Genomic DNA, 12,093 nt, shown 5'->3' on the forward strand with positions numbered 1-12,093 from the left:
TCGACCAGCAGCACGATGGCGTCGTCTTTGTTCAGGCGGTTGTAGGTTGGAGTGGTCATGGTCTGCGTCCCTTTTCGATGTTGGAAGTTGTTGTTGCGTTCAAGTTGGGTACAGATTACTGACGCATTGAATTGGGATAAATCGGTTGAAAAGCGTTTTACCGTCAACCCATTCAGGACAATCAACTTCGCCTCTCTCGGCAAAAACGCAAGGACATTGCACGGTATCCGCTGGCACAGGTAGTATTGAGATAGATTCTCACTAACATCTGGAAAGACCACCAGTGCACTCTCCTCCGTCCAGCAAGCTGGGATTCTTTTTCAGCGACCATCACCGTTGGCTGCTGCAACACATCAACCGGCAGGTGCGCAATCACGCGGACGCCGAGGACACCGCCGCCGATACGTTTTGCCAGTTGCTGGTGGCACGCGTCGATCCGGACAGCATCGACCAGCCACGCGCTTACCTGTCGACGATTGCGCGGCGATTGATCTTTGACCGTCATCGCCGACGCAAACTGGAACACGCCTATCTGGAGCGTTTGTCTACGCTGCCGGAAGTGCTGGTGCCCTCCCCCGAAGAACAACTGCAACTGATTGAAGCGCTGGTGGCCATCGACCGGGCGATCGATGGTTTGCCAATGATCGTCAAAGCCACGTTCCTTTACAGCCAACTGGACGGGCTGAGCTACGTGGCGATTGCGCAAAAACTCGGGCTGTCGGAGCGGACGGTCAGCCGCTACATGAAACAGGCTTTGCGCCAGTGCTTTCTATGTGAAATGGCCTCATGAGCAAGGCGCGCCTGGACCCGGTCAGCGAGCAAGCCATAGACTGGATGGTCAAACTTCGCGCTGCCACACCTGACACTGCCACGCAGCAGCGTTTCGACGCCTGGCTGGCGAGCGATCGCGCGCACAGCCAGGCGTGGGACAAACTGCAGGAGCGGCTCGGCGCTTCGTTCAACACCGTTCGCACGCTGGACCGGCGCTTGCCCGGCCAGGCCAGCGAAGCCCGCCAGGTGTTATTGCAGCCGCAGGCTTCGCGCCGCGATGCCCTGCGCGTGATCGCCGGCCTGGGTCTGCTCGGCGGCAGTTTATGGCTGGGCAGCAAAAGTCAGTTCGGCGAATCGTTGCTGGCGGATCTGCACACCGGGCGCGGCCAGCGGCAGAATTTCAATCTGAGCGATGGCAGCCGTCTGAGCCTGAACGCTGACAGCTCGGTGGATTTGCGCTTCGATGGTCAGCAACGCGTGGTCATTCTGCGCCACGGCGAACTGCTGATCGACGTCGCACCCGACTCGCGTCGCCCACTGATCGTGCGCACCGCCGAAGGTGACATGCGTGCTCTGGGCACCCGTTTTCTGGTCGCTCAGGAGCAGGACGCCAGTCGCCTCGTGGTGTTGCAGCATTCGGTCGAAGCGCGGCTGTTCGACGGCACCACACAAATCGTCAGGGAAGGTCAGGCGGCGGTGCTTTCTTCGCGCACTATCACGTTCGCCAGCGGTGATGAGCGTCGTCGCGCCGATTGGTTGAACGGCCGATTGAATGTGCTGGATGAATCCCTGGCGCAAGTGGTCGAGGCCCTGCGCCCCTACTGTCGAGGATTTGTCCGTGTCGCTCACGACGTTCGAAGCTTGCGCGTACAAGGTGTGTTCCCGCTGGACGATCCCGAGCGGACCTTTAATGCCCTGGCCGAAACGCTGCCCATTCGAGTCGATCGCTACAGTCCCTGGCTGACCTTGATCAGTAAAAAATGAGCCGGAAAAAATATTTTATGAAAATCGTTCTTGTTTGTGTCCGGTTTTCATTTCTCATCGCACCTATCTCCTGACACTTGCACAAAAACAGGAGATTGTTGTGTTCAACACGTGGCCCCGTAACCTTTACGCTGGCGTTGCCTTGGCAACGCTGTCGACCTCAGCGCTGGCGCAAGACCTGACGTTCAACCTGCCCGCCGGCCCTCTGGCCAGCACGCTCAATGCCATCGCCGGTCAGAGCGGGCAGATCATTTCGCTGGAGCCTGCGCTGGTTCAGGGCAAACGTGCTCCGGCGGTGGTCGGGCAGATGCCGGCCGCGCAAGCGATGCAAAAAGCCTTGTCGGGCAGCGGTTTGCAGCTACGCGTGACGGGGCAAGGCAACTTCAGCGTCGAACCCGCCAGCGACAGCAGCGCCTCCCTGCAACTGGACGCCACCAACATCGTTGAACGCAGCCTCGACGCCACTACTACCGAAGGCTCGGGTTCCTACGCCGCGCGCGCCGTGAGCATCGGCAAAGGCACGCACACGCTCAAGGAAATTCCGCAGTCGATCACCGTGATGACGCGCAAGCAGCTGGACGATCAGGATCTGGTTGATCTGAAAGACGCGGTCAACAAAACCACCGGTCTGGTCGGCGTTCAGGGCGTGGGTAAAGGCATGATCATTACCTCGCGCGGTTTTCAGATCGATGACTGGCAGTACGACGGTGTGCCGATCCCGCGCAACTTCTACGGTTTGGGCAACTGGGCGACCCAGGATCTGATTTTCTTCGACCGTGTGGAAATTCTCCGTGGCTCCTCCGGCCTGCTGCAAGGCACCGGCAGCCCCGGCGGCGCGATCAATCTAGTGCGCAAGCGCGGGCAGAATGCGCCGACCGTGACCATCACCGGCAAGGCCGGCTCGTGGGATCATTACGGCCTGCAACTGGATGCCGGCGGCCCGTTGAATTCGACGGGCAGCTTGCGCGGTCGCTTAGTTGCCGACGAAGACCAGAGCCAGTCGTTCGTCGATTACGAATGGAGCAAAACCCATTCGCTGTACGGCGCGCTGGACTTTGATCTGCGCGACGACACCACCCTCGGTCTGGCCATCAGCAACTCCGATGGCGAGTCGCGCCCGATGATCCGTGGCCTGCCCCGCTACGCCGACGGCAAGCCGCTAAACGTGCCGCGCTCGACCTACGGCGGCGCGCGCTGGAACCATCTGGACATCGACGTCACCACGCTGTACGCCGATCTGGAGCATCGCTTCAATGACGATTGGGCGTTCAAGGTCGGCGCGGTGCGCATGGATGAAACCAACAAGGGTAAAAGTCAGCGCCTGCAAACCAGCGGCGCCGGTATCAATCCTGATGGCAGCGGCATTCAGTACGCCGACTTTGTTACTGATTTCGATGCGACCAAACTCGGTCTGGACATGAACGTCACCGGCCACTTCGAAGCCTTGTCCATGGCCCATGAAGTGATGCTCGGCGGCAACTATTCCAAATACACCTCCGACGATAAATACGCCCGCACCTTCAACAACAGCAGCACCGACACGATTTTCGACATCGACCACGACCGTCCGGACATCAGCTACGAAGGCATACTCAATACGCCGGGCGGCCAAGCCACGCCGAGCAAATACGATATTCGCCAGAAGGGTTTGTATGGCAGTTGGCGGGTAAAACCGATCGACTCGCTGACCCTGGTGCTCGGCTCGCGCGTCAGTTGGTTCGACTACAGCTACAAATACGCGACCGAACGAGCCTTCAGCAATGTGGCCGTCCCGCAGCCTGAAAGCACCATGAACGAAACCGGCGAAGTCACGCCGTACGCCGGCATCGTCTACGACCTCAGCCGCGAATGGGCGGTGTACGCCAGCTACACCGACGTGTTCGAGCCGCAAACTAACCGCACGGCGAGCGGCACGGCACTCAAACCAGTCGTCGGCAGCAACTACGAAGTCGGCCTCAAGGGCGAATTGATGGACGGCCGGGTCAACACCTCGCTGGCGGTGTTCCGTTATGACCAGGAGAACCGCGCCATCAACGACCTCGCGTCGGGCATGGTCTGCGACGGTTGGTATTGCTCCAACGCCGCCGGTAAAGTCCGCAGCCAGGGGATCGAAGCCGAGATCAGCGGTGAAGTCCTGAACAACCTGCAACTCTTCGCCGGCTACACCTACAACACCACCAAGTACCTGGATGACCCGGACAACGAAGGCAAAGTCTTCAGCACCTGGACACCGAAACACATGTTGCGCGTGTGGGGTGATTACCAGTTCAGCGGCGATTGGGAACGCGTCAGCACCGGCCTCGGTTTCACCGCGCAAAGCCATACGCTGGGTTACGAACACACCTACGATGTGGCGGGCTCCACCGTATGGAGCGCGCGCCTCGGCTACCAGTTGAGCAAGGAAATCGGTCTGGCGGTCAACGCCAACAACCTGTTCGACAAGCGCTACTACACCTCCGCGTACAACCAGCTCAACGGCAACAACAACTTCGGCGACCCGCGCAATGTGATGTTCAGCGTGAAGTACACGCCGGAGTTTTGATCTCGTCAGGGTGAGCAACACCGACCTGCCGCCGTTGCTTAGCGGCAGGTCGGCGCCGTTGCTTAGCGGCAGGTCGGCGCCGTTGAACCGTTGAATCGATGATCAGACGCGCAGCAGTTGCTGCGTGGTAGCCATCGAGGTGTTCAGCGATTGCCCGGTGCGCTGCAATTTGTTCAGCAGACTCGCGCCCAACCACAGCTGGTAGAGGGTCTCCGCCAGATGCCGGGCATCGCCCGCCGGCAGGCTTTTTTCCGCCTGACCTTGTTCGATGCACTGAGCAATGCGCGCCACCACTTGCTCGGCGCCGTCACGCAAGGTGAGGCGCATCGACTCGGACAAGTCGGCAACTTCGGCGCTGAGTTTGACCACCAGACATTCATCGCCATGCCCTTCCAGCGTGCAGCGATCCTGCCAGCCCTGCCAGTAATCCATCAGCCGCTCATAAGCCGTCAGCCCCGGCAGCGTCAGGCGTCGTTCCATGTCGGCGAGGTAGCCGACGAAGTAATCCGCGAGCAAGGCCTGGCCGTACAGCTCCTTCGACTTGAAGTAGTGATAGAACGAGCCCTTGGGCACGCCGGCGGTTTGCAGGATTTCGTTGAGGCCGACACTGGTGAAGCCCTTTTCGGCCATCATCCGGTGGCCGGTGTCGAGCAAGTGTTGGCGGGTGTCGTCGTAAGTCGGTTTCATGGGGCGCAAAGTACCAGACAATAGACCAGTCGTATATTTCAGAAGATGGCGAGTTTGCCACAGCTGCCGAGGAAAAACCTGCACGCGAAAAAATTACTAGACGACTGGTCTAATTGGAATCTATGCTGCGCCCCGTCAACCGCTTTTCCGGGTGTCGACGCCAGGCGAATCCCTCGCACGGCGAGTCCACCTGATCAATCCAGGGTGCTCTATGAAAATCTTGATGGTTTTGACTTCACACGATCAACTCGGCAACACCGGCAAAAAAACCGGTTTCTGGTTGGAAGAATTCGCCGCCCCCTACTTCGCCTTCAAGGACGCCGGTGCCGACATCACGCTGGTGTCGCCGGCCAGCGGTCAGCCACCGCTCGACCCGAAAAGCGACGAACCTGGTGCGCAGACTGCCGAGACCGATCGCTTCCGTAACGACCCAGCGGCACAACAGGCACTGGCCAATACCGGTCGCTTGGCGGATGTCCGCGCTGACGACTTCGATGCGGTGTTTTACCCAGGTGGCCACGGCCCGCTGTGGGATCTGGCCGAAGACGCGCATTCGATTGCCTTGATTCAAGCCTTCGACCGCAGCAACAAACCCCACGGTTTTGTCTGCCACGCGCCAGGTGTATTGCGTCACGTGGTGGCGGCAGACGGCCAACCGCTGATTGCCGGTCGCGCAGTCACTGGTTTCACCAATTCGGAAGAAGCCGCCGTCGGCCTGACCGACGTCGTGCCGTTCCTGATCGAAGACGAGTTCCAGCGTCTCGGCGGGCGTTACTCGAAGGTTGCTGACTGGCAAGTGCATGTAGTCACTGACGGGCAACTGGTCACCGGCCAGAACCCTGCCAGCTCCGCTGCGGTGGCCGAACAACTGTTGAAAATGCTCGGTTGATTCAGCACTGACTATTCAGTACTTATTTTTTTATCTCGCTAATAGTCGACTGGTCTAATAAACCAGTCGACAAGGTATTTGCATGAACCACAGCAGTTATTTCCAACCCGCGACACTGGGCCTGCACACCCTGAAAAACCGTATCGTGTTGCCGCCCCTCACCCGCCAGCGCAGTACGCAACCGGGCAACATTGCCAATGAATTGATGGCTGAGTATTACCAGCAGCGCGCCGGCGCAGGTTTGCTGGTGACCGAAGGCACGCAGATCGAGCCGCGTGGCCAGGGTTACGCGTGGACGCCGGGCATCCACACCGCCGAGCAAATCGCCGGCTGGCGCAAAGTCACCGAGGCTGTGCACGCGGTGGACGGGGTGATTTTCGCCCAGCTCTGGCACGTTGGCCGGGTGTCGCACACCGCGTTGCAACCCGACGGCGCGGCGCCGGTCTCGGCGTCCGCCGTGGCCACCGACCGGGTCAGCGTGTTCATCGAAACCGCGCCGGGCGCCGGCGCACTGGTACCGCCTTCGGCGCCGCGCGCGCTGAGCACCGATGAGGTCCAGGAACTGGTGCAGCTGTATATCCAGGCGGCGCGCAATGCCATGGAAGCAGGGTTCGACGGGATTGAACTGCACTGCGCCAATGGCTATCTGGTCAACCAGTTCATCTCGGCCCACAGCAACCTGCGCACCGATCAGTACGGTGGTTCGCTGGACAATCGCCTGCGCTTTTTGCGTGAAGTGGTGGCCGGTGTCGCCGAATGCATCGGCAAGGAAAAGGTCGGCGTACGTTTTGCGCCGCTGTTCACCACCACCGATGAAGCGCGGACTTACCTCGGCATGGTCGAGGAAGACCCGCACACCACCTACATCGAAGCGATCAAGATTCTGCAAGACGTCGGCATAGCTTACCTGTCCATCGCCGAAGCCGATTGGGACAACGCACCCGCCATGCCGCTCACGTTTCGCCAGGCCGTGCGCGACACCTTCAGTGGCGCGATCATTTACGCCGGCCGCTACAACGCCGAATCCGGTGCGCAGTTGCTCGACTCCGGACTGGCCGACTTCGTCGCGTTCGGCCGGCCGTTCATGGCCAACCCGGATCTGCCCGCACGCATCGCCAATGACTGGCCGCTGAACGCCTTGAACCCGGCCACAGTGTATGGCGGCAATGCCGAAGGCTACGTGGATTACCCTGTGTATGGCGGGTAATCGCTAAGCATCAGAAGACCCAAAGCATGCGCCACCATTATTTGGGAGCGCATGCTTTAGGCGCTATCGCCAGCGCTGAATGATTTGGCATAGCTGACCCTTCGCGAAAAATACCTATACAAATCCATATTTTCGTACAACTATTTGAAAGCAGACCTTTGCCGGTTCACGGCAACCCATTGCGCCTTCGATCGGGCTGAAGCCTTTCAAATGAAAAACGTCAAACGCTTGTGCCTGGTTCTGGGCGACCAACTGTCTTTCGACCTCGCTTCGTTGCAGGGGATTGATGGCGCTGGTGATGCAGTGCTGCTGGTCGAGGTGATGGAGGAAGCAACGCACGTTGCCCACCATCCGCAGAAGATCGCCCTGATCTTCAGCGCCATGCGCCACTTTGCTCAAGCCCTGCACAGGCGCGGCATACCTGTGCACTACGTGCGCCTCGACGATCCCGAAAACACTGGTTCAGTGCCCAGCGAATTAAAGCGCTGGCAAACCCTGCTGCAGGCGCAAGAAGTACACGTCACTGAGTGCGGCGACTGGCGTCTGGAGCAATCTCTGCGTGATTGCGCGGTTGCTATCCAATGGCACGCCGACACACGCTTCCTCTGTTCTCGCGACGAGTTCGCCGCGTGGGCTGCCGAGAAAAAACAGCTGCGCATGGAGTTCTTCTACCGCGAGATGCGCCGTAAAAGCGGCTTGTTGCTCAATGGCGACGGCACGCCCGTCGGCGGCGCCTGGAATTACGATGCCGAGAACCGCAAGGCCCTGCCGAAAAATGCCAAAGCGCCCTACCCGGCCAGATTTACCACCGATGCAATAACCGACGAGGTGCTGGCGTTGGTGCGCGAGCGTTTCGCCGGTCACTACGGTGCACTGGATGATTTCAACTATCCGGTGACACACGCCGACGCGCAGACCCTGTGGGAATACTTTCTCGACTATGGACTGGCCGGTTTCGGCGACTATCAGGACGCCATGGCCAGCGACGAACCCTATCTGTTTCATGCGCGCATCAGCGCCGCACTGAACATCGGTTTGCTCGACCTGCGCCAGTTGTGCAGCGATGTCGAGTCCGCTTATTGGTCCGGCCACATTGCACTGAATGCAGCCGAAGGATTCATCCGGCAACTGATCGGCTGGCGTGAATATGTGCGTGGCGTCTACTGGCTGAAAATGCCCGAGTACGCCGAGGGCAATGTGTTCGGTAACCAGCGGTCCTTGCCGGAGTTCTACTGGACCGGCGAAACGCAGATGAATTGCATGCGCCAGGCGATCGGTCAGAGCCTGAAACACGCCTACGCCCATCACATCCAGCGCTTGATGGTGACCGGCAATTTCGCCCTGCTGGCCGGGATTGCACCGAGCCAGATCTGCGAATGGTACCTGGCCATCTATATGGACGCGTTTGATTGGGTCGAACTGCCCAACACGCTGGGCATGGTCATGCACGCCGACGGTGGTTATCTCGGCTCCAAGCCTTACTGTGCCAGCGGCCAGTACATCAATCGAATGTCCGATTACTGTGGCGGTTGCACCTACAAGGTGCGCGAAACCACTACGGACGACGCCTGCCCGTTCAACGCGCTGTACTGGCATTTCCTCATGCGCCATGGCGATTTGCTGCGTGGCAATCAGCGCATGGGCATGATCTACAAAAACCTCGACCGCATGCCCGAAGTGAAACAGCAGGCATTGTGGCAGCGCGGCCAGCGGCTGCTCGACACACTGGATAACGGCGAAGCGCTCTGAACGTTGCGGGTGTCTTGCCGCGGTGCAACTTAAGCGTGACGCCCCCGGTCAATGGGTGAGATGGCGACTGGATGTGCGTTCGACACACTGATTGGACTCAGACCAGAAAATCAACAAGGCACGAGTGGTGGAATTCTGAAAAACCTTACCCGCGAGGAACTCGAGTCCGAAGTCACGCGCCTGCGTCTGGCCGTCAAGATGACCTGCGACGCGGTCTGGGACTGGGATCTGCAGACTGACCAGATCACCTGGAACGATGCACTGCAAGAGGCGTATGGCTATGCTTCGGGCACCATCGAGCCGACCTGTGACTGGCGGTTTGCGCAGATTCATCCGCAGGATCGCGCGCGTGTAAAGGCATCGATCGATACCGCGATCAATGGCTCCGGCACAGCCTGGAACGCGGAATACCGGTTCCGTTGTGAAGACGGCACCTACGCTGAAGTGCTGGATCGCGGGCACCTGATCCGCAACGCCGATGGCCGGGCCGAGCGCATGATTGGCGCCATGCTCGACCTGACACGCTCACGCAGAGCCGAAACCGCATTGCGCCTGAGCGAAGAGCGCTTCGCCACGATTCTGGAAACCATCGAGGCGGCGTTCGCCATCGTCAAAGTCAAGTTCGACGCCGATGATCGCCCCGTGGACTATTGCTTCGTCGAGGCCAACCCCGCGTTCGAACGTCAGGCCGGCGTCAACCTGCGGGGCAAATGGGTCACCGAGTTTGCGCCCAACCTGGAAAGCTTCTGGTTCGAAACCTATGGGCACGTCGCCAAGACCGGTGAGCCGGCAAACTTCGAAAACTACGCCAACACCTTCGAGCGCTGGTTCGATGTGCGTGCCGTGCGGGTGGGAGATCCTGCGGATCGGCAGATCGCAATCTTCTTCAGCGACGTCACCGAACGGCGCGATGCCCAGGAGCGTCTGCGCGTCAGCGAGGCCGTCGCCAAGGAAAACGTCGAACGCGTACAACTTGCCCTCGCCGCTGGCGCGATTATCGGCACTTGGCACTGGGACCTGCTCACCGACCGTTTCACCGTCGACGAAGCCTTCGCCCGGGTGTTCAACCTTGATCCGGCGCTGGGGCGTGACAGTCTGAGCCTGGAGCAAGTGGTGACCACCGTACACCCTGAAGACCGGGACGGACTTACCGCCGCGATCACCGCAGTCATTGCCCGAGGCGGCGCCTACTCCCATCAATACCGGGTCTGCGGCGCGGATGGAAAATACACCTGGATCGAAGCCAACGGCCGCGTTGAATGCGCCGATGACGGCACGCCGCGACGCTTTCCCGGCGTGCTAATCGATGTTGAAGATCGTCGCAACGTCGAAGCGGAACGCGACCGCGCGACCGCGGCGTTACGCGCACTCAACGACACGCTGGAGCAACGGGTGTCGGAGCGCACCACGGACCTTATGCAGGCGGAAGAGAAGCTGCGCCAATCGCAGAAAATGGAAGCCGTCGGGCAACTGACGGGCGGTTTGGCGCATGACTTCAACAACCTTCTGGCCGGCATTTCGGCCGCCCTGGAATTGATGCAAAAGCGCATCGCCCAGGACCGTCTGAAGGACGTCGACAAATACATGGTGATCGCCCAGGACGCGGCCAGGCGTGCAGCGGCACTGACCCATCGCCTGCTGGCCTTCTCCAGACGACAGACCCTTGATCCACGGCCGACGGATGTCAACTCGCTGGTTGATGGCATGAGCGAACTGATCCAGCGCACCGTAGGCCCCAGTATTCGCCTGAAAACCCACGCTGCCCCCGAGCTGTGGCCGGCACTCGTCGACGCCAGCCAGCTGGAAAACGCCCTGCTGAACCTGTGCATCAACGCCCGCGATGCGATGCCTGACGGTGGGCGAATAACGGTCGAGACCGCCAATCGATCGATCGACGATGAAGCGGCCCGCACGCTGGACATCCCCCAAGGGCAATACCTGTGCCTGTGCGTCACCGACACCGGTACGGGCATGAGCGCAGAGGTCATCGCCAAAGCCTTCGACCCCTTCTTCACCACCAAACCCATCGGCCAGGGCACGGGCCTGGGGTTGTCGATGATTTACGGTTTTACCAAACAATCCGGCGGCCAGGTGCGCGTGCATTCGCAAGTGGGCCAAGGCACCACGATGTGCATCTATCTGCCGCGCTATCACGGCGAGACCCGCCACGATCAAGCTGACCTGCGCAGCACGCCGGCAGCGCATGCAAAAACCGGTGAAACGATCCTCATCGTCGACGACGAACCCACCGTTCGAACACTGCTTAAAGACGTATTGGGCGACCTCGGCTACCACCTGCTTGAAGCCGCTGACAGTGTCGAAGGCCTGGAAGCGCTGCGCTCCGGTGCACACATCGATTTGCTGATCACCGATGTCGGCCTCCCGGGCGGCATGAACGGACGCCAGATGGCCGATGCGGGGAGGCAGATCAGGCCCAGGTTGAAGACCCTGTTCATCACCGGTTACGCCGAAAACGCGGTGCTCGGCAGTGGCCAGCTCGGGCCAGGCATGCAGGTATTGACCAAGCCTTTTGCGGTCGACACGTTGGTCTTACGGGTGAGGAATCTGATGGCTGCCAAGGTTGACTGAGGCGCGCCATCGCACGGTTTGGCCTGCCGTCTTCGCCGGATAGCGCCCAACCATTTTTCAGGCTCGCCAATAAAGAAAGCCTGCTTTATAAGCAGGCTTTTCGATTCACGGCTTCAGCTTATTTCTGCTGCGCCGTCAGCGCCGAGTAGCTGTTCATCAGGTTGCGATAGTTAGGGATGCGCTGCGACAGCAAGTTGCCCAGCCCTTCAATGTCGTTGCGCCAGTCGCGGTGCAGCTCACAGGCCACCGAGAACCAGTTCATCATCTGCGCACCGGCCTGGGTCATGCGGCTCCATGCAGCCTGCTGCACGGTGGTGTTGAAAGTCCCGGAAGCATCGGTGACCACAAACACATCAAAACCTTCCGCCAGTGCCGACAGCGTCGGGAACGCGACACAGACATCGGTTACCACACCGGCAATGATGATCTGCTTGCGGCCAGTCGCCTTGATCGCCTTGACGAAGTCTTCGTTGTCCCAAGCGTTGATTTGACCTGGGCGGGCAATGTACGGCGCATCCGGGAACATCTCTTTCAATTCCGGTACCAGCGGGCCATTCGGGCCTTGTTCGAAACTGGTGGTGAGGATGGTCGGCAAGTTGAAGAACTTGGCCAGGTCAGCCAGGGCCAGCACGTTGTTCTTGAACTCGTTCGGCGAGAAGTCCTGCACCAGCGAAA

Annotated in this window: 9 protein-coding genes and 1 pseudogene; 7 read left to right on the top strand and 3 right to left on the bottom strand. The window is 59.9% G+C overall.

Translation table 11 applies throughout. From position 1 onward, the window contains the following. Positions 1-281, bottom strand: a pseudogene (locus tag EJA70_RS30955) (hypothetical protein); the annotation flags it as partial. Between the two features lie 2 nt (positions 282-283). On the opposite strand from EJA70_RS30955, the gene EJA70_RS29305 reads away from it, so the two are divergent. The 3 genes from EJA70_RS29305 (at position 284) to EJA70_RS29315 (ending at position 4,297) form a co-directional block, all read left to right on the top strand. Continuing rightward, positions 284-790: a sigma-70 family RNA polymerase sigma factor gene (locus EJA70_RS29305; protein WP_008081399.1), complete on the top strand. Its 507-nt coding sequence runs from the start codon at positions 284-286 to the stop codon at positions 788-790. Then, positions 787-1,755 (top strand): FecR domain-containing protein, encoded by a 969-nt coding sequence (locus EJA70_RS29310; RefSeq protein ID WP_158835999.1) that lies wholly within the window; start codon positions 787-789, stop codon positions 1,753-1,755. Before EJA70_RS29305 ends, EJA70_RS29310 begins: the two co-directional genes overlap by 4 nt. 100 nt (positions 1,756-1,855) lie before the next feature. Continuing rightward, positions 1,856-4,297 (top strand): TonB-dependent receptor, encoded by a 2,442-nt coding sequence (locus EJA70_RS29315; protein WP_158836002.1) that lies wholly within the window; start codon positions 1,856-1,858, stop codon positions 4,295-4,297. 102 nt (positions 4,298-4,399) lie between these two features. Here EJA70_RS29315 and EJA70_RS29320 read toward each other — a convergent pair whose 3' ends face one another. Next, positions 4,400-4,984 (bottom strand): TetR/AcrR family transcriptional regulator, encoded by a 585-nt coding sequence (locus EJA70_RS29320; RefSeq protein WP_158836005.1) that lies wholly within the window; start codon positions 4,982-4,984, stop codon positions 4,400-4,402. A 211-nt stretch (positions 4,985-5,195) separates the two neighbouring features. On the opposite strand from EJA70_RS29320, the gene EJA70_RS29325 reads away from it, so the two are divergent. The 4 genes from EJA70_RS29325 to EJA70_RS29340 all read left to right on the top strand — a co-directional run bounded on the left by EJA70_RS29325 (position 5,196) and on the right by EJA70_RS29340 (position 11,418). Next, positions 5,196-5,873 carry a type 1 glutamine amidotransferase domain-containing protein gene (locus EJA70_RS29325; protein ID WP_158836007.1) on the top strand — a complete coding sequence of 226 codons (678 nt, stop codon included), beginning with the start codon at positions 5,196-5,198 and terminating at the stop codon, positions 5,871-5,873. A gap of 82 nt (positions 5,874-5,955) precedes the next feature. Continuing rightward, positions 5,956-7,080 (top strand): alkene reductase, encoded by a 1,125-nt coding sequence (locus EJA70_RS29330; protein ID WP_158836010.1) that lies wholly within the window; start codon positions 5,956-5,958, stop codon positions 7,078-7,080. 210 nt (positions 7,081-7,290) lie between these two features. Next, positions 7,291-8,829 (top strand): cryptochrome/photolyase family protein, encoded by a 1,539-nt coding sequence (locus EJA70_RS29335; protein ID WP_158836013.1) that lies wholly within the window; start codon positions 7,291-7,293, stop codon positions 8,827-8,829. Between the two features lie 51 nt (positions 8,830-8,880). Beyond that, positions 8,881-11,418 carry a PAS domain-containing protein gene (locus tag EJA70_RS29340; protein WP_256677767.1) on the top strand — a complete coding sequence of 846 codons (2,538 nt, stop codon included), beginning with the start codon at positions 8,881-8,883 and terminating at the stop codon, positions 11,416-11,418. 118 nt (positions 11,419-11,536) lie between these two features. Here the strand turns inward: EJA70_RS29340 and ycaC are convergent. After that, positions 11,537-12,093 (bottom strand): isochorismate family cysteine hydrolase YcaC (gene ycaC / locus EJA70_RS29345; RefSeq protein WP_256677633.1); only part of this gene is annotated, 557 nt, incomplete at its 5' end.

Source organism: Pseudomonas sp. PB103, from assembly GCF_009764635.1.
Lineage (GTDB): Bacteria > Pseudomonadota > Gammaproteobacteria > Pseudomonadales > Pseudomonadaceae > Aquipseudomonas.

Bases quoted from the DNA above. Each gene is read 5' to 3' on its own strand.
- EJA70_RS29310 (WP_158835999.1), top strand. From the start codon at position 787: ATGAGCAAGGCGCGCCTGGACCCGGTCAGCGAGCAAGCCATAGACTGG.
- EJA70_RS29320 (WP_158836005.1), bottom strand. From the start codon at position 4,984: ATGAAACCGACTTACGACGACACCCGCCAACACTTGCTCGACACCGGC.
- EJA70_RS29325 (WP_158836007.1), top strand. From the start codon at position 5,196: ATGAAAATCTTGATGGTTTTGACTTCACACGATCAACTCGGCAACACC.
- EJA70_RS29330 (WP_158836010.1), top strand. From the start codon at position 5,956: ATGAACCACAGCAGTTATTTCCAACCCGCGACACTGGGCCTGCACACC.
- EJA70_RS29335 (WP_158836013.1), top strand. From the start codon at position 7,291: ATGAAAAACGTCAAACGCTTGTGCCTGGTTCTGGGCGACCAACTGTCT.
- EJA70_RS29340 (WP_256677767.1), top strand. From the start codon at position 8,881: ATGGGTGAGATGGCGACTGGATGTGCGTTCGACACACTGATTGGACTC.